The organism is Streptomyces sp. NPDC036813 (assembly GCF_055609245.1).
In genome coordinates this window covers 1-15,962 of record NZ_JBVJPV010000012.1, presented here as the reverse complement: position 1 = coordinate 15,962, position 15,962 = coordinate 1, and the positions used below count along the sequence as shown (strand labels likewise).

Genomic DNA, 15,962 nt, shown 5'->3' with positions numbered 1-15,962 from the left:
CCGCCGACCGACGCGTACGCGCACGCCGTGCGCCGAGCCCCGTCCTTCGGCCGCCCCGGCCTGCGGATCCGCCGCGGCGCCGCCGGGCCCCGGTCTGCGGATCACCCGCGGCGCCTAACCGTGCAGTGCGCGGTAGGCCGCGACCGCTCCGGGGTGCAGCGGGACGGCTCCGGTGGAGATCAGGCTGCGGGCGTCGAGGAACTGGGTGCCGAGCGCCGCGCCGGGGACGAGACGGGCCGCCCTGCGGACCAGCACCCGGGTGAGGGCCGCCGCGGCGGACTCCGGCAGGCCGGGGCGGCACAGCAGAAGGTTCGCCACGCCCAGGGTGGCCACCTCGGGTGTTCCCCGGTACGCACCCGACGGCACCGTCACCGCTTCCAGAGCGGAGCCCGCCTGCCCGGTGCGCAGCCGGGGCAGCAGGCCGGCCAGCGGGAGCAGGCGGATCCCCGGCCGGGTGTCCAGAGCGGACAGCACCGGCAGCGGTACCCCTCCCGCCACCAGCAGGGCGTCGATGGTGCCCGCCCCCATCGCCCGGGCCGCCTGCGGCATCAGCAGGTGGCGGACCGCCACGTCGGTGCCCGGGGTCAGGCCGGCGGCCCGCAGCAGCCGGTTGCCGAGCACCGCGCCCCCGGAGCCGGGCGCGCCCAGGGAGACGGTGCGCCCCGCCAGGTCGGTGACGGTGCGGATCGGTGCGTCGGCGCGCACGGCCAGCTGGACGTAGTTCTCGTAGACCCGGCCGATCGCGCGCAGCGGGACCCGGTGGCCGAACGGTGCCGAGCCGCCGTACGCGGCCCAGGCGATGTCGGCCAGGGCGAGCGCCACCTCGGCCCGGCCCGCCCGGAGCAGCCCGACGTTGGCCACGCTGCCCTCGCTGTTGACCACCCGGCAGGACAACCGCGGGTACGCCGCCTCCACCTCGTCGGCGAGCAGCCGGCCGAAGGCCGCGTAGAAACCGTCGGGCTCGCCGGTCGCGATCCGCAGGACGCCCCGCGGTCCGCGGTCCGCGTGCCGTGCGTCGGCCGTCACGGTTCCCGCGACCAGGCCGGCGCACGCCGCGCCGAGGGCCGCACGCAGGGCGGTGCGACGGGCGGGACCGGGGAGGGGACCGGGCGCCGGCGCGCCGGTCATGCGTCGTACCCCTTCGGCAGGACGACCCTGACCCGCAGGCCGTGCGGCTCGGCCGCCGCGAACTCGACACGTCCGCCGCGCCCGGTCACCAGCTGTTCGGCGATCGCCAGGCCGAGGCCGCTGCCGCGTACGGCGCGGTGGCGCTCCGAACGCCAGAAGCGGCTGCCCGCGTGGGTGAGTTCGCCGGGGGCGAGCCCCGGCCCGTCGTCGCGGACCTCGACCACCGCGTCCGGGCCCTCGGTGAAGCACCGCGTCTCGATCCGGGCGCCGTTCCCGGCGTACTTGATCGCGTTGTCCAGGAGGATGTCGGCCACCTGGGCCAGTTCACTCTCCGCGCAGGCCGTCAGGACCGTCGGGCCGGGGACGAACCTCAGGTGGGCTCCGGCTTGTTCGGCCACCGGCTGCCACCACTGGGACTGCGCGGCGGCGACCGCCGTCGCGTCGCAGCAGGCTCCGCGCCCGGCCGTGACGGACAGCTCTCCGGCGCGGTGTTCGGCGTTCGCCAGGGTCAGCAGGTCGTCGAGGAGTTCCTCCATGCGTTCGAGTTCCGAGGTCACGCCGGCGTAGGTGCGGGTGGCGGAGGCGGGCAGGCGGGACTGGAGGGAGTCGATGCGCAGGCGCAGCGCCGCGAGGGGGTTGCGCAGCTGGTGAGAGGTGTCGGCCACCAGGCGCCGCTGCTGTTCCAGAGCGGTGGTCACGGCGTCGGCCATGCGGTGGAACCCGGTGGCGAGCTGGCGCAGTTCGGGCGGCCCTCCGGCGCGGGCGTGTCCCGCCGCGATCCCGGCCGGAACTCCGGCCGCCAGCATGGCCACCGCGCGGTCGAGGCGGTGCAGGGGGCGTACGACCCAGCGCGTCGCCGTCCTCGCCAGGACCACGCAGGCCACGGCGAACAGCCCCGCGCCCGCGAGGACCAGTGCCCAGCGCAGGGTGATGTCGTCGGCGGCGGCCCGTACCGAGGCGCGCAGCACCACGGCACCGGAGACCCGGGTGCCGGTGCCCGCCGGACGGGCGAGCAGTTCGGCGCGGCGGGACCAGGGGCGCAGGGTGCCCCCGGGGGAGACCCGCTGGTTGCGCAGCGCCGCGTCGATCAGGCGGGCGACGGCCGGGTCGGCCGCGCGCATCCCGCCCGTCTGCACCACCGGGACGCGGCGCGCGTCGACCACGACGACCGCCTCGCCGTACAGCTCGGTGTAGCGGGTCACCTCGGCGGCCAGCGCACCGGTGTCGCCGCTCTCGGCGGCCTGCTCGGCGAGCCCGGCGAAGCGGTCGAGGTCACCGGTGCGGGCCGCGAGGAGCTGCTGGGTGCGCTGGGACGCGGTGACGCCCAGCAGGGGTACGGCGAATCCGGCCACCGCGAGCACGACGAAGGCCAGGACGACGGTCAGGACGCGGGTACGCATACGGGTCGCCGCCGGCTCAGCCGCCGAACCGGTAGCCGAAGCCGCGGATCGTGGTCAGCGCCTCGGGGCGGCCGAGCTTGGCCCGCAGCTGGGTGAGGTGGACGTCGAGCGAGCGGGAGACGGCCAGATACGCGTCGCCCCACACCTCGTCCATCAGCTGCTGGCGGCTGACGGCCGTGCCCGCCCGGGCCGCCAGTGCCGCGAGGACGTCGAACTCCTTGGTGGTCAGCCGGACCTCGGCGCCGCCGACCAGCACCCGGCGGGCGTCGAGGTCCACCTCGACGTCACCGGCGCGGACCGTGCGCGGCTGCTCGGGAGCGGCCGGTGCGGTGGCGCGGCGGGCGACGGCCTCGATACGGGCCAGCAGCTCGGCCAGTCGTACCGGCTTGACCAGGTAGTCGTCGGCGCCCAGTCGCAGGCCCCGCACCACCGACCGTTCGTCACCGCGCGCGGTCAGGACCACCACCGGAAGGCCGCTCACCGCGCGCAGCTTGCGCAGCACCTCCAGGCCGTCGAGGTCGGGCAGGCCGAGATCGAGCAGCAGCAGGTCGGCCCGGCGGTGCCGGGTGAGGACCTCCTCGCCGCGCCGCACCCGGGTCGGCAGATGACCGTGCTCGTACAGGGCCTCGGTGAGCGCCGCGGCCACACCGTCGTCGTCCTCGGCCAGCAGTACGCGCACGGTCGCCTCCCTCACCTTCGGTCCCGGGACTCCGTCTCCAGCGGCGATCCGTCCGACGTCTCGCGCATCCGAATGTAGACGAGCAGCGAGACCAGGACGCAGGCGGTGACGTAGTAGAAGTACCAGCTCTCGTGGCCGGCGTTCTTGAACCACAGGGCGACGTACTCCGCCGTCCCGCCGAACAGGGCCACGGTCAGCGCGTAGGGCAGGCCGACGCCCAGCGCGCGGATCGAGGTCGGGAACAGCTCGGCCTTCACCACCGCGCTGATCGACGTGTACAGCGAGCTGACGGCCAGCGGCACGACCATGAGCAGGAATGCGTACACCGGGTCACCGGTGTGGGACAGCAGGGTGAGCGAGGGCACCGTCACGGCGGCGCCGAGGACCCCGAACGCGATCAGCATGGGGCGCCGCCCCAGCCGGTCGGAGAGCAGCCCCATGACCGGCTGCAGGACGACGAACACGATCAGCGCGAAGAAGTTGATCCAGGCCGCCGTCGGCTTGGCGATGCCGCTGGTGTTGACCATGAACTTCTGCAGGTAGGTGGTGTACGTGTAGAAGAAGAGGGTGCCGCCCATGGTCAGCCCGACGACGACCAGGCATTGCCGCGGGTAGTTCAGCAGCAGCCGCACGCTGCCGCGCGTCGGGCCTTCGCCCGCTGTGGCCGCGGCCCGCTCGTAGCTCTCCGACTCGTCCATGCCGCGCCGCAGCCACAGGACGACGAGCGCCCCCGCGGCACCGACCACGAACGCGATCCGCCAGCCCCACGCCTCCATCTGCGCGGAGGTGAGCACCTGCTGGAGGATGATCTGCAGGCCGAGCGCGGTGAGCTGGCCGGCGATGAGGGTGACGTACTGGAAGCTGGAGTAGTAGCCGCGGCGGCCGGGCGAGGCCACCTCGGACATGTAGGTGGCCGAGGTCGAGTACTCGCCGCCGACCGAGAGGCCCTGCAGCAGCCGCGCGGCCACCAGCAGCACCGGCGCGGCGACCCCGATCGCGCCGTACGACGGGGTCAGCGCCACGATCAGCGAACCGACCGCCATGAGCGTCACCGACAGCGTCAGCGCCGCGCGCCGGCCACGGCGGTCGGCGTAGCGGCCGAGGACCCAGCCGCCGATCGGCCGCATCAGGAACCCGACGGCGAACACCGCTGCCGTGTTCAGCAGTTGGGCGGTCTGGTCGCCGGAGGGGAAGAACGTGGCGGCGAAGTAGACGCTGAACGCGGTGTACGCGTACCAGTCGTACCACTCGATCAGGTTGCCGATCGATCCGCGCAGGATGTTGCTGACGACCCTGCGTTCGCCGCCGTGCGGGTCGCGCACGCGCTCGGTCGTGGACTGTGTGGCCATCGGAACTCCCTTGTCTGCGGCCCGGGAGCACACAGAGTCGACGGCGGGAGAGGGCCGCTCAATATGGGGAACGAAGTCCTAACAGTCCCTTAGGGCGCACGGCCGCGGGGCGGCAACCGGAAGCGCGTCCGGCCACCCCACGACCGCCGGCCCGTCCTCACCGTCCTGGTGCCGCCCCTCACCGGCTGCGGCTGCCCGTCGGCCCTCGTTCCCCGGGGCGCCCACGGCCGTTGGGTCCGTTCCGCTACGGCACCAGCACCAGCCGCCCGCGCACCCCTCCCTGGGCGAGCCGGGCGTGCGCCTTGGCCGCGTCGTCCAGCGCGAACGTCTCGGCCACCCGCAGGGTCAGCACCCCCTCGTCCACCAGCCGCACCAGCTCCGCCAGCCGCGCCCCGTCGGCGCTCACCTCGACCGCCGCGGTGCGCACCCCGCGCACGGAGGCGGGCTGGGCCTGCGGGATCACCCCGGCGTACGCGCCGCCGTCCCGCACCCAGGCCAGTGCCGTCTCCCCGAGAACCGCCGCGTCCAGCACCGCGTCGAACGCGCCGGCCTCGGGCGCGGTGACATGCGTGGCGCCGAGCGAGCGCACCAGCTCCGCGTCGCCCTCCCTGGCCAGCCCCGTCACGGTCACGCCCCGGTGCGCGGCGAGCTGCACGGCGTACCCGCCGACCGCCCCGGCCGCGCCCGTCACCAACAGCGTCTGACCCGACGTCAACTGAAGGCTGGTGAGGGCCTGTACGGCGGTCAGGCCGTTGAGAGGCAGCGTCGCCGCGTGCATCGCGTCGACGGTGGCCGGCGCCGTGGCCACCGCGTCGGTGTCGACGACGACGTACTCGGCGTGCGCCCCGAGCGGCTCGACCATGCCGTAGTCCAGCGCCACGACCTCGTCACCGACGCTCCAGGCCGTGGCGACCCCGGTCGCGTCGACCGTCCCGGCGATGTCCCAGCCCAGCCCGATCTGCTTGCCGGCACCGCCGAACGCCCCGGCGCGCACCCCCGCGTCGACTGGGTTCAGCGCACTGGCGGCGACCTTGATCCGCACCTGCCGCGCGCCCGGCTCCGGCAGCGCCGTCTCCACGATCTCCACGGCCTCGGGCCCGCCGAAGGTCCTCACCACTGCTGCACGCATCTCAACTCTCCCTGCTGTCCCGGTACTTGCTTCGCTTCCCTTGCGGTGTGGACAACCGTAAAGAGAGCTACTATCCATAGGGAAGTAGTTACCTGAAGGTGCCTATCGCACCGGGAGGAGAGCCATGGCGACGACCACCGCGGCCCAGCGCCGCGAACAGGCCCGCATCGAGTACGACGCCTTCCTGCGCGAATGCCCCACCAACCAGCTGCTCGGCCGGCTCAGCGACAAGTGGGTCAGCCTGGTCGTGGCCGCCCTGTCCGCCGGGCCCATGCGCTACAGCGACCTCAGCCGCAAGATCGCCGGCGTGAGCCCCAAGATGCTCACCCAGACCGTGCGCGCCCTGGAACGCGACGGCATCGTCACCCGTGCCGTCACCCCCTCCGTCCCGGTCCGCGTCGACTACGCGCTGACCCCGCTCGGCGCCAGCCTCGCCTGCCTGCTGACGGCCGTGAAGGACTGGGCGGAGACCCACTTCGACGAGGTCCACACGGCCCGCGAGCGCTACGACGCGGAGAACGGCGTTACACAGCGGTGACGGTTCACGCACCGATCAAGGTCATGTGATCAGCAGACTTGAGGCATCGCACAGCGCAGGGGCCGAACCGGGGGGCCGGACGGAAGAACCGCGCGGGGCGATCTCCTTGCCTTCACCGCTCTTGCCGTCCCTGGGGGGATCACCATGTCTGCTGTGTTCTCGCGCCACCGCGTCGCACTCCGCGCCGCCGTCGCCACCGCCGCTCTCGCCGGCGCCCTGCTCACGCCGGCCGTCGCCTTCGCCGCCGACGGCCAGGGCGGGACCACCGCCCACTGCACCGCGACGAAGACCGTCCCCTCCGCGTTCGGCGGCTGGACGGTCGACCTGACCAACAGCCTCTCGGCCGGCCCGAAGGCCGTGCTCAAGGACGACAAGGGCAAGGCCGTGGCCACCGTGGACCGCGCCCACCCCGAGGACCTCACCAACGGCCTCAAGATCAAGAACGCGGACACCACCAGCCCGCTCTTCCTCGACCGCTCCCAGGGCGACCCGGCGCCGTGGCGCGAGACGCCGTTCCCGGCACTGCCGCAGGACTGCGTGCAGACGGGCACGGGTTCCGGGACGGGGACCGGTTCCGGCACGGGCACGGGAACGGGCACGGGTTCCGGGACGGGGACCGGTTCCGGCACGGGCACGGGAACGGGCACGGGGACCGGCACGGGAACGGGCACGGACACCGGCATCCCGGCGGGCACCGGCCCGGTCACCGTCATCGGCAAGTGCACGGTGATGCAGACCATCCCCTCCCGCTTCGGCGGCTGGACGGTCGACCTGACCAACAGCCTCTCGGCCGGCCCGAAGGCCGTCCTGAAGGACGGCAAGGGCAAGGCGGTGTCCACCGTGGACCGCAACCACCTCGAGGACACCGTCAACGGCCTGAAGATCAAGAACGCCTTCAGCACCAGCCCGGTCTTCCTCGACAACAACCAGGGCGGCGACGCCCCCTGGCGCGAGACGCCCTTCCCCAAGCTCCCCAAGAACTGCCTGAACCCGGGCACCGGCACCGGCACGGACAAGGGCACCTCGAAGCACGCGGGCAGCGGCACCACGCAGAACACCGGCACCACCCAGACCACCACCCAGACCAAGGTCGTCCCGGCCGGCGGTGTGGCCGCGGGTGCCGAGGGCACCGGCGGTGAGCAGAACACCGCGATGCTGACCGGCGGCGCCGCCGTGGCCGCGGCCGGCGTGATCGGCCTCGGTTACGTGGTCCGTCGCCGCCGCACCGGCGCGGGCGTCTGATCCCCCGTCACCACCGCACCTCTGGCGGGCCCCCGGTCGTCACCGGCGGCCCGCCTTCCGCGTCTCCCCCGGCGCACCCGAGGAAGTCCCGAGGAACCCGATGAACGCGCCCACCGCCCAGGACGCCCCGCCCCCGCCCTCCCGCAACCGCCTGCGCTGGATCACGCTCACGGCGGCGGCCGCGCTGTCCGTCGGCGGCTGGATGACGGTCACCGCCCTGAGCGCCGACGCCCCCGCACCGGCCGCACACGGGCCGGCCGCCAACATCACCGCCTCCGCCCCGCCGCCGGCAACGCCCACCCCGGCCGCGTCCACGCCCCCACCGGCACCGCTCCCCGCCGCCGAGCCCGTGCGGGTCCGCATCCCGGCCGCCGGCGTCGACACCTCGCCCGTCCTCGAACTCGGCCTGGCCGCCGACGGAACCGTCCAGGTGCCGTCCGTCGCCCAGGCGGACCGCATCGGCTGGTACCGGGAGGGCGTCACCCCCGGCCAGACGGGACCGGCCGTCCTGATCGGCCACTTCGACACCGTCAAGGGCCCCGCGGTCCTCAAGGACGTGGCGCGGGTGCGTCCCGGCGACACCATCACCGTCGACCGCGCCGACGGCTCCACCGCCGTCTTCGCCGTCCGCACCCTGCAACAGGTGGACAAGAAGCACTTCCCCACCCAGCGGGTGTACGGCGACACCACCCGCCCCGAACTGCGCGTCATCACCTGCGGCGGCGACCTGCGCGCAGGCCACCGCCCGGACAACATCATCCTGTACGCCGACCTGGTCCGGACGTCCGCGAGCTGAGCCGTGCGACGGCTACACGTCCCCGGCCCGCAACCGCGCCACCTGCTCCGCGCCGAACCGCGTCGTACGGCGCATGTGGTCGACGATGACGCCGAGCTGCGACTCGTCCAGATCGTCGAAGAGGGCGTACCAGCCGCCGTCGAGCCGGTCCCGCATGCGGCCGAACTCGGCGATGCGCTCCGGCACGGTCACCACCAGCACCTTGCGCCGGTCCGTCGCGTCCCGCTCCCGGCGCACATAGCCGGCCTTCTCCAGCCGGTCCACCAGCCGTGTCGCCGACCCGGTCGTCAGCCCCGTCAGCTCCGCGATCCGGCCGGTGGTCACGGGCCCCTCCTCCAGCGTGAGGAGGTTCAGGCACTGCACATCCGTGGGATGCAGCCGCAGGCGGTCGGCGACGGCCTGGTTGAACAACGCGTACGACGCCACGTACCGCCGGGAGACGCCCGACAGTTCCTCCAGCAGCCGCGCCCGCCCGTCCCGCGCCATCCGCCGCACCCCTTCGCTTGCGTGATGCAGAAAGCGTACGACGCAGCGACGGTGCGCCGGGCCCCCGGCGCGGACCGGACCCCGGCCGTAAGGACCGGGACCCCGGCCGTCAGAACGAGTACGCGTCCCCGGTGTCCAGCACGAGCACCTGGTAGCTGTCGTCGGCCCGGTTGTGGTCCGGGACACCGCCGCGCCACACCGTGCCGAGCTCCAGCCGCACCTGAGCCGGCCGGCCGCGAAGCCGCAGGTCGAGGTCGATCCGCTCGCCCACCTCGCCCGCGGTGAGCGCGCCCGTGCGGCACACCAGGTCCTGCTCGCCGGTGCGCACGCACCCGCCCGGCAGCCGCTGCCCGCTGTCGGCGAGCGGCACCGACCAGCGCAGCCGCACGGCCGCCTCCGGCACCGCCGCCGGACCGAGGTTCCGCGGCGTCAGCTCGACATGGACCCGGCCCCCGCCGAGCACCACCGACCCGTGGTACGCGAGGTCCGCCTCCCGGCCCGCCTGCCCGGCCTGCCGCACCCCTTGCGCAGCCTCCGGCCCCGCCTGCCGCACCCCCTGCCTGGCCTGTGGCCCTTCCTCCGGCCCGGTCAGTGCGACCGCGGCACCCGCCGGCCCGCCCACAGCGACCGCACCGAGCGCCGCCAGTGCCGTACCCCACATCGCAAGCCCACGCACGCCACCCACTCCTCACCCGACCGTCCGGCACATCGCTGCCATGTATCCCCCACCGGCCCCGCCCCAGGCGCCGTCCAGCGGGTGACACCACCCGCGCCCCACGTCATCCCGCACTCCGGCCCCGGCGTCCGCGCCACCGCGCGGCCCGCGCCGGACGCCCACCCGCCCCGCGCGCCCCCACGGAGGGCACCCCGCCCGGTCCCGGCCCCGCCCAGGGCCATGTGCCAAGCTGCGCGCATGCTCATCGTCCGGTCCGCCGCCCTCTTCGTCCTCGCCGCGATCCTGGAGATCGGTGGCGCCTGGCTGGTCTGGCAGGGCGTGCGCGAGCACCGCGGCTGGCTGTGGGCCGCAGGCGGCGTCCTCGCCCTCGGCGCGTACGGATTCGTCGCCACGTTCCAGCCCGACGCCCACTTCGGCCGTGTCCTCGCCGCCTACGGCGGGATCTTCGTCGCCGGTTCCCTGCTGTGGGGCGCCGTCGCGGACGGCTACCGGCCCGACCGCTGGGACGTGGCCGGCGCCCTCGTGTGCCTGGCCGGCATGGCGCTGATCATGTGGGCACCGCGCGGCAACGGCTGACCGTCCCCGCCCGTACGCCGACGCCGCCGCCTATCCTGGGCCGGACCAGCGCACAGACGTCCGAGGAGCAGCCCATGGCCACCGCCGCACCGTCCGCCGCCTCCCGCATCGCCGTCGTCACCGGCGCGAGCAGCGGCATCGGCGCCGCCACGGCCCGCCGGCTGGCCGCCGCCGGCTACCGCGTCGTCCTCACCGCCCGCCGCAAGGACCGCATCGAGGCGATCGCCGAGGAGATCAACGCCGCCGGGCACTCCGCGACGGCGTACCCGCTGGACGTCACGGACCGCGCCGCGGTCGACGAGTTCGCGACCGCGTTCAAGACCATCGGCGTGCTGGTGAACAACGCCGGCGGCGCCCTCGGCGCCGACCCGGTCGCCACCGGCGACCCGGACGACTGGCGCACGATGTTCGAGACGAACGTGATCGGCACCCTCAACCTCACCCAGGCCCTGCTGCCCAAGCTGGAGGCGAGCGGCGACGGCACGATCGTCGTCGTGTCCTCCACCGCGGGACTCGGCACCTACGAGGGCGGCGCCGGCTACGTCGCCGCCAAGCACGGCGAGCACGTCCTCGCCGAGACGCTGCGCCTGGAGATCGTCGGCAAGCCGGTCCGCGTCATCGAGATCGCCCCCGGCATGGTCAAGACCGACGAGTTCGCCCTCACCCGATTCGGCGGCGACCGGGAGCGGGCGGAGAAGGTCTACGAGGGTGTCGCCGAGCCGCTGACCGCCGACGACGTCGCCGAGACCATCACCTGGACCGTCACCCGCCCCAGCCACGTCAACATCGACCTGCTGGTGGTCCGCCCGCGCGCGCAGGCGTCGAACACCAAGGTGCACCGGGAACACTGATGGCCGACCACGAGAGCGAACTGTCGCCGGAGCAGCGCCGGCTGGCCCAGGAGACGAAGGACGAACGCCAGGTGTGGATCTTCCTGGCGTACTTCCTCTTCGGCATCCACATCGTGGCGTTCGTCATGATCTACGCCGTCCGGCACGCCAAGTAGGGCTGAATAGGCGGGTGGACCGACACATACCTTTCGACGCCCTGCGCAACTTCCGCGATCTGGGCGGCTATCCGACCCAGGACGGCACCCACCGCGTCCGCTCCGGCCGTCTCTACCGCTCCGACTCCCTCGGCAAGCTCACCGAGGGCACGGCGGACTGGGACCGCTTCCTGTCCCTCGGCGTCGGCACGGTCATCGACCTGCGCTACCCCTGGGAGATCGAACGCGCCGGCCGCGTCCCCGAGCACCCCTCGCTCACCTACCGCAACCTGAGCATCGAGCACCGCCCGTACGACCAGGCGGCGTTGACCGCCGACATCGACCCGGGCCCCTACCTGGCCGAACGCTTCATGGAAGTGGCGGAGGACGGCGTCAAGGAGATCCGCGAGGCACTGGAGACCATCGCGGACTCGGCCCGGCGCGACACCCCCGTCGTCTTCCACTGCGCCTCCGGCAAGGACCGCACCGGCGAGATCGCCGCCCTCGTCCTCGCCCTCCTCGGCATCGACGAGCCGGCCGTCGTCGAGGACTTCAGCCTCACCGAACTGGCCACCGAGGCCCTGCTCGCGGACTGGCGCACCCGCAACGGCGGCGCGTCCCCCACCTGGCCCGGCTTCGGCCGTGCCCCCGCCGCGGTCATGCGCCTGTTCCTGACCGCCCTGAAGGAGCGGTACGGCAGCGTCGAGGGGTACGTCGGCCAGGCCCTCGGAATGGACGCGACGGCCCTCGCGGCCACCCTGCGCGCGTCCCTCCTCGAGCCCCGCCCCACGACCTGGCCCGCGCTGACGTTCCGCGAGGCCACCGAGGCGGACGCCCCGCTGCTGGTCCGCCTGCGCGACAGCGCGGCCCTGTGGCAGCTGGCCCGCGGCATCGACCAGTGGAAGCCGGGCGAGAAGGACGAGGCCCACTTCGTCCGCCGTATGCGCGAGGGCGAGGTCTGGCTCGCCTACGCCGGCACCACCCTCGTCGGCGCCTGGGAGCTGTGGTGGACCGACGAGGCGGCCTGGGGCCCCCGCCCCGCCGACGCCGGCTACATCCACCGCCTGATGACCACCCCGCACACGGCCCCGCCCGGCGCGGGCCGGGCCATGCTGGCCGAGGCGGAGTCCCGCATCACGGCCACCGGCCGCCCCCACGCCCGCCTGGACTGCCTCTCCACCAACCCCCGCCTGCGCGCCTACTACGAGTCGGCGGGCTACCGGATGGCCGGCGAACAGCCCGCGAAAACGGACGGCGGGGGGAGCCCGTACGCCGTGACACTGATGGAGAAGCGGCTCAGCCCTTGACGCAGACGACCTGCTTCAGCTTCGCCACGACCTCCACCAGGTCGCGCTGCTGGTCGATGACCTGGTCGATCGGCTTGTAGGCGCCCGGGATCTCGTCGACGACTCCGGAGTCCTTGCGGCACTCCACGCCCTGGGTCTGCTCCTCGAGGTCCTTGGTCGTGAAGCGCCGCTTGGCCGCGTTGCGGCTCATCCGGCGGCCCGCGCCGTGCGAGGCGGAGTTGAAGGACATCTCGTTGCCGAGGCCCTTCACGATGTACGAGCCGGTGCCCATGGAGCCGGGGATGATCCCGTAGTCGCCGGAGCCGGCCCGGATCGCGCCCTTGCGGGTCACCAGCAGGTCCATGCCGTCGTACCGCTCCTCCGCCACGTAGTTGTGGTGGCAGGAGATCTCCTGTTCGAAGACCGGCTTCGCCTTCTTGAACTCCTTGCGGATGACGTCCTTCAGGAGCGCCATCATGATCGTGCGGTTGTACTTGGCGTACTCCTGCGCCCAGAACAGGTCGTTGCGGTACGCCGCCATCTGCGGGGTGTCCGCGACGAAGACGGCGAGGTCACGGTCGACCAGGCCCTGGTTGTGCGGGAGCTTCTGGGCCACGCCGATGTGGTGCTCGGCGAGCTCCTTGCCGATGTTGCGGGAGCCGGAGTGCAGCATGAGCCAGACGGAACCGGTCATATCGGTGCATACTTCAACAAAATGGTTGCCCGAGCCGAGCGTCCCCATCTGCTTCGTGGCACGTTCCTCACGGAACTTGACCGCCTCGGCGACACCACCGAACCGCCCCCAGAAGTCGTCCCAGCCGGCGGTCGCCAGGCCGTGGAACCGACCCGGGTCGACGGGGTCGTCGTGCATCCCGCGCCCCACCGGGATCGCCTGCTCGATCTTCGAGCGCAGACGTGACAGGTCGCCCGGCAGGTCGTTCGCCGTCAGTGACGTCCTCACCGCCGACATCCCGCAGCCGATGTCCACGCCGACCGCCGCCGGGCACACCGCGCCCTGCATCGCGATGACCGAGCCGACCGTCGCGCCCTTGCCGTAGTGGACGTCGGGCATGACGGCCAGGCCCTTGATCCAGGGCAGGGTCGCCACGTTGCGCAGCTGCTGCAGTGCCACGTCCTCGACCGTCGCCGGATCCGTCCACATACGGATCGGCACCTTGGCGCCCGGCATCTCCACGTACGACATCTCTACTTCCCCGTTCCCCCGGAAAACAGAACAAACGACCTGTATCGCAAAAACCGGAGCCAAGGTCGATGAAAGAGACAACGGACCGGCATCCACGGTCGTGCGTGCGATACACATGGTGCACAGGGGGCGCCCCCGTGCGGCAAGCGAATAACCAGCGCGGACACCGGTCGTCCGCGCACCGTCGAGAGGAGCCTCACCCGTGCAGCGCAAGGGGTACGTACCCGGCACCGTCGCCCTTCTCGCGGCGCTGCTGGCCGCCTGCACCAGCGGCTCCGACGAGGGCGGCCGCACCGACAACTCCAACCCCGGCGCGCCCGGCACGGCCACCGCGGTCGCCGAGCCCGGCAAGTACCGCACGTTGCCCCAGCCGTGCGGCGTGGTCGGCCACGACACCCTCGACGCGCTGCTGCCCGGCATCCGGGAGATCACCGACGAGGTGCAGCGGCAGAAGGCCTACGAGGGCGAGGCGGAGCTGACGTACAGCACCGACCGCAAGGTCGGCTGCCGTTGGAAGGTGGAGTCCGCGGCCGCCACCGACCATCTCTCCGTGGACTTCGAGCGGGTCGTCTCCTACGACAGCGCCGTCAGCGACGACGCCCAGGCCGAGCAGCTCTTCGCGCGCCTGCAGACGGCGGCCGACCTGCCGGCGCCGAGCGCCTCGGCCACCGCGGACTTCGACACCGCGAGCCCGTCCGGGACACCGTCCACGGCAGCGCCCTCCACCGTGCCCTCCGCATCGCCGTCCGGTACGCCGTCCGGGGCCACCTCCGGGTCCGTCTCCCCCTCGCCGTCGGCCTCCTCCACCACCGATCTGCAGCCCCGCACCCTGGACGACGTCGGCGACGAGGCGTTCCTCGACGACCAGCTGGGCGGCCCCGGTTCGACGGCCAAGCAGCGCACGGTGACTGTGGCGTTCCGCACGTCGAACGTCATCGTGACCATCCGGTACGAGGAGCAGCCGACGTCCGTGACGGCGGTCCCGGACAGCAAGGAAATGCAGGACAGGGCCCGGAAACTGGCGGCGCAGCTGGACGATTCGCTGTCCGGCTGACCCGCCCCGCGCTCCCCGCCCCCCTTGTCCGGGGAGCGGACGAAGCACGGCCGCGTGGCATCGGCACCGCGTACCGTGGCCCCTCGGACCCGTTCCGACCGCAGGAACCACGAGCCACATGAGTGAAGGAACCATGCAGCGACGAGCCCAGCGTGACGACCAGCCCGAGATGCGTACGAAGCGCCCGCAGCGCGCGGCGCGGCTGAACCGCGTCCTTGCCTGCGCGGCCGCCGTCCCCGTGATGCTGGTGGCCGCCGGTTGCTCCTCCTCGGACTCCGGCTCCGACGACCAGGCCAAGGCCGGCTCCGGCGCGAGCGCGAGCAGCTCGTCGTCGTCGGCGAGCGCGTCGCCGACCGTGCAGGCGGCGGCGTACGCCAAGCTGCCGCAGGCGTGCGGGGTGTTGTCGCAGAAGACGCTTCAGGACCTGGTGCCCAAGGGCACCAAGGGCAAGGAGGGCAGCTCCGGCGACCTCGCCACGCGGGCCAGTTGCTCCTGGAACAGCCTGGACAACAAGGGCGTGAAGGGCTCGCAGTTCCGCTGGCTGAACGTCTCCCTGCTGCGCTTCGCGTCGGACGTCTCGCGCGGTTCGGGCAACGAGCAGGCCCACGCGTACTTCCTGAAGCAGGTGCAGGAGGCGAAGTCGACGGCGGGTGCGAAGAACACCGCGTCGCAGCCGGTCGCCGGGACGGGCGACGAGGCGACGACGGTGCGCTACGACCTGAAGAAGAAGGAGGGCGACTTCAAGCAGCAGACGGTCGTCGCCCGGGTCGAGAACGTGGTCGTCACCCTGGACTACAACGGCGCCGGTCTCGCCGGTGACAAGGCCCCCGACGCCGGCGAGCTGACGAAGGCCGCGGAGCAGGCGGTGAAGGAGGCCGTGGCCTCGGTGTCGTCCGCGAACGGCGACGGCGGCGGCGCGGGCGGCGGCAAGGCCCCCACGTCCCCGTCGACCCCGTCGGCTTCCGCGTCGAAGCCGGCCTCCCCGTCCGCTTCCGCGTCGGAGTCCGCCTCCCCGTCCGCTTCGGCGGCGAAGAAGGGCTGACGGCGGGAAAGGCCGACAGCGGGTAAGGCCCGACGGCGAGCACGGGCCGACGGCGAGCACGGGCCCGCGGCGAGCACGGGCCGGCGGCGAGAAAACGCTGACGCCCCCGTACGACGTCAACAGGGCCCGGTTCGGGCCTGTTTGCCGGAACCCGGCCCTCCGCGGGGCCGGGCTCCGGCCGTACCGGCGCCACGTTCGCCGTACACATGTGCCACCCTGTTGCGCGCAACAGCATGCAAGGGGAGGGGAGTACGCGTGGCCGCGCCACCGCAGCTGACTCGGATGCACCGGATTCTCATCGGTGTGGTCGTGTCCGGCGCCCTGATCATCGCGGGGATCGGGTTCGCCGGTTCCTACGCCGCCGTGCGGGAACTGGCGATCAAGAAGGGCTT

Annotated in this window: 18 protein-coding genes; 10 read left to right on the top strand and 8 right to left on the bottom strand. The window is 73.2% G+C overall.

The window, feature by feature from the left end:
- Positions 1-114: 114 nt before the first annotated feature.
- From ACZ67Q_RS24065 to ACZ67Q_RS24045, 5 genes are all read right to left on the bottom strand, one after another.
- Positions 115-1,128 carry a TAXI family TRAP transporter solute-binding subunit gene (locus ACZ67Q_RS24065; protein ID WP_471185562.1) on the bottom strand — a complete coding sequence of 338 codons (1,014 nt, stop codon included), beginning with the start codon at positions 1,126-1,128 and terminating at the stop codon, positions 115-117.
- On the bottom strand, positions 1,125-2,528 hold the full coding sequence (locus tag ACZ67Q_RS24060) for a sensor histidine kinase (RefSeq protein WP_471185559.1): 1,404 nt from the start codon (positions 2,526-2,528) through the stop codon (positions 1,125-1,127). Before ACZ67Q_RS24060 ends, ACZ67Q_RS24065 begins: the two co-directional genes overlap by 4 nt.
- Positions 2,529-2,544: 16 nt before the next feature.
- Complete coding sequence (locus ACZ67Q_RS24055) at positions 2,545-3,207, bottom strand: response regulator transcription factor (protein WP_471185557.1); 663 nt, start codon at positions 3,205-3,207, stop codon at positions 2,545-2,547.
- Positions 3,208-3,218: 11 nt separating this feature from the next.
- Positions 3,219-4,556: an MFS transporter gene (locus ACZ67Q_RS24050; RefSeq protein ID WP_471185553.1), complete on the bottom strand. Its 1,338-nt coding sequence runs from the start codon at positions 4,554-4,556 to the stop codon at positions 3,219-3,221.
- Positions 4,557-4,800: 244 nt separating this feature from the next.
- Positions 4,801-5,685 (bottom strand): NADP-dependent oxidoreductase, encoded by an 885-nt coding sequence (locus ACZ67Q_RS24045; RefSeq protein WP_471185550.1) that lies wholly within the window; start codon positions 5,683-5,685, stop codon positions 4,801-4,803.
- 124 nt (positions 5,686-5,809) lie between these two features.
- Between ACZ67Q_RS24045 and ACZ67Q_RS24040 the strand changes: the two genes are divergently transcribed.
- The 3 genes from ACZ67Q_RS24040 to ACZ67Q_RS24030 all read left to right on the top strand — a co-directional run bounded on the left by ACZ67Q_RS24040 (position 5,810) and on the right by ACZ67Q_RS24030 (position 8,261).
- A complete protein-coding gene (locus tag ACZ67Q_RS24040; RefSeq protein ID WP_471185548.1) occupies positions 5,810-6,223 on the top strand; it encodes a winged helix-turn-helix transcriptional regulator in 414 nt (137 codons plus the stop codon).
- A 144-nt stretch (positions 6,224-6,367) separates the two neighbouring features.
- Positions 6,368-7,465, top strand: a complete 1,098-nt coding sequence (locus ACZ67Q_RS24035) for a hypothetical protein (RefSeq protein ID WP_471185546.1) — start codon at positions 6,368-6,370, stop codon at positions 7,463-7,465.
- Between the two features lie 202 nt (positions 7,466-7,667).
- Positions 7,668-8,261: a class F sortase gene (locus tag ACZ67Q_RS24030; RefSeq protein WP_471186140.1), complete on the top strand. Its 594-nt coding sequence runs from the start codon at positions 7,668-7,670 to the stop codon at positions 8,259-8,261.
- A gap of 12 nt (positions 8,262-8,273) precedes the next feature.
- Here the strand turns inward: ACZ67Q_RS24030 and ACZ67Q_RS24025 are convergent, their stop codons facing one another.
- Both ACZ67Q_RS24025 and ACZ67Q_RS24020 read right to left on the bottom strand, forming a co-directional pair.
- The gene (locus ACZ67Q_RS24025) at positions 8,274-8,747 is read right to left on the bottom strand and encodes a MarR family winged helix-turn-helix transcriptional regulator (RefSeq protein ID WP_471185544.1); all 474 of its coding nucleotides are present in this window, start codon (positions 8,745-8,747) and stop codon (positions 8,274-8,276) included.
- A 109-nt stretch (positions 8,748-8,856) separates the two neighbouring features.
- On the bottom strand, positions 8,857-9,423 hold the full coding sequence (locus ACZ67Q_RS24020; protein ID WP_471185542.1) for a hypothetical protein: 567 nt from the start codon (positions 9,421-9,423) through the stop codon (positions 8,857-8,859).
- Positions 9,424-9,660: 237 nt separating this feature from the next.
- On the opposite strand from ACZ67Q_RS24020, the gene ACZ67Q_RS24015 reads away from it, so the two are divergent.
- The 4 genes from ACZ67Q_RS24015 (at position 9,661) to ACZ67Q_RS24000 (ending at position 12,291) form a co-directional block, all read left to right on the top strand.
- Positions 9,661-9,999 carry a YnfA family protein gene (locus ACZ67Q_RS24015; protein ID WP_471185539.1) on the top strand — a complete coding sequence of 113 codons (339 nt, stop codon included), beginning with the start codon at positions 9,661-9,663 and terminating at the stop codon, positions 9,997-9,999.
- A 74-nt stretch (positions 10,000-10,073) separates the two neighbouring features.
- The gene (locus ACZ67Q_RS24010; RefSeq protein WP_471185537.1) at positions 10,074-10,850 is read left to right on the top strand and encodes an SDR family NAD(P)-dependent oxidoreductase; all 777 of its coding nucleotides are present in this window, start codon (positions 10,074-10,076) and stop codon (positions 10,848-10,850) included.
- Positions 10,850-11,005 carry a hypothetical protein gene (locus ACZ67Q_RS24005; RefSeq protein ID WP_471185534.1) on the top strand — a complete coding sequence of 52 codons (156 nt, stop codon included), beginning with the start codon at positions 10,850-10,852 and terminating at the stop codon, positions 11,003-11,005. The genes ACZ67Q_RS24010 and ACZ67Q_RS24005 overlap by 1 nt, the downstream gene beginning before the upstream one ends.
- 14 nt (positions 11,006-11,019) lie before the next feature.
- A complete protein-coding gene (locus ACZ67Q_RS24000) occupies positions 11,020-12,291 on the top strand; it encodes a GNAT family N-acetyltransferase (protein WP_471185532.1) in 1,272 nt (423 codons plus the stop codon).
- Here ACZ67Q_RS24000 and ACZ67Q_RS23995 read toward each other — a convergent pair.
- A complete protein-coding gene (locus tag ACZ67Q_RS23995; protein WP_471185530.1) occupies positions 12,281-13,474 on the bottom strand; it encodes an RtcB family protein in 1,194 nt (397 codons plus the stop codon). The genes ACZ67Q_RS24000 and ACZ67Q_RS23995 overlap by 11 nt on opposite strands.
- A 202-nt stretch (positions 13,475-13,676) precedes the next feature.
- Here ACZ67Q_RS23995 and ACZ67Q_RS23990 point away from each other — a divergent pair, with 202 nt between their 5' ends.
- The 3 genes from ACZ67Q_RS23990 to ACZ67Q_RS23980 all read left to right on the top strand — a co-directional run.
- Entirely contained in the window at positions 13,677-14,528 is an 852-nt protein-coding gene (locus tag ACZ67Q_RS23990; protein WP_471185527.1) for a DUF3558 domain-containing protein, read from the top strand.
- A 118-nt stretch (positions 14,529-14,646) separates the two neighbouring features.
- Positions 14,647-15,570 (top strand): DUF3558 family protein, encoded by a 924-nt coding sequence (locus tag ACZ67Q_RS23985; protein ID WP_471185525.1) that lies wholly within the window; start codon positions 14,647-14,649, stop codon positions 15,568-15,570.
- A 255-nt stretch (positions 15,571-15,825) separates the two neighbouring features.
- Positions 15,826-15,962, top strand: a 137-nt coding sequence (locus tag ACZ67Q_RS23980) for a DUF2637 domain-containing protein (protein ID WP_366842072.1), incomplete at its 3' end; no start/stop codon positions are given.

Excerpts from the sequence above, each read along its gene's own strand:
- ACZ67Q_RS24065 (WP_471185562.1), bottom strand. The coding sequence starts at position 1,128 with ATGACCGGCGCGCCGGCGCCCGGTCCCCTCCCCGGTCCCGCCCGTCGC.
- ACZ67Q_RS23995 (WP_471185530.1), bottom strand. The coding sequence starts at position 13,474 with ATGTCGTACGTGGAGATGCCGGGCGCCAAGGTGCCGATCCGTATGTGG.
- ACZ67Q_RS24040 (WP_471185548.1), top strand. The coding sequence starts at position 5,810 with ATGGCGACGACCACCGCGGCCCAGCGCCGCGAACAGGCCCGCATCGAG.
- ACZ67Q_RS24030 (WP_471186140.1), top strand. The coding sequence starts at position 7,668 with ATGACGGTCACCGCCCTGAGCGCCGACGCCCCCGCACCGGCCGCACAC.
- ACZ67Q_RS24045 (WP_471185550.1), bottom strand. The coding sequence starts at position 5,685 with ATGCGTGCAGCAGTGGTGAGGACCTTCGGCGGGCCCGAGGCCGTGGAG.
- ACZ67Q_RS24035 (WP_471185546.1), top strand. The coding sequence starts at position 6,368 with ATGTCTGCTGTGTTCTCGCGCCACCGCGTCGCACTCCGCGCCGCCGTC.
- ACZ67Q_RS24050 (WP_471185553.1), bottom strand. The coding sequence starts at position 4,556 with ATGGCCACACAGTCCACGACCGAGCGCGTGCGCGACCCGCACGGCGGC.
- ACZ67Q_RS24010 (WP_471185537.1), top strand. The coding sequence starts at position 10,074 with ATGGCCACCGCCGCACCGTCCGCCGCCTCCCGCATCGCCGTCGTCACC.
- ACZ67Q_RS23985 (WP_471185525.1), top strand. The coding sequence starts at position 14,647 with ATGAGTGAAGGAACCATGCAGCGACGAGCCCAGCGTGACGACCAGCCC.
- ACZ67Q_RS24005 (WP_471185534.1), top strand. The coding sequence starts at position 10,850 with ATGGCCGACCACGAGAGCGAACTGTCGCCGGAGCAGCGCCGGCTGGCC.
- ACZ67Q_RS24060 (WP_471185559.1), bottom strand. The coding sequence starts at position 2,528 with ATGCGTACCCGCGTCCTGACCGTCGTCCTGGCCTTCGTCGTGCTCGCG.
- ACZ67Q_RS24015 (WP_471185539.1), top strand. The coding sequence starts at position 9,661 with ATGCTCATCGTCCGGTCCGCCGCCCTCTTCGTCCTCGCCGCGATCCTG.
- ACZ67Q_RS24025 (WP_471185544.1), bottom strand. The coding sequence starts at position 8,747 with ATGGCGCGGGACGGGCGGGCGCGGCTGCTGGAGGAACTGTCGGGCGTC.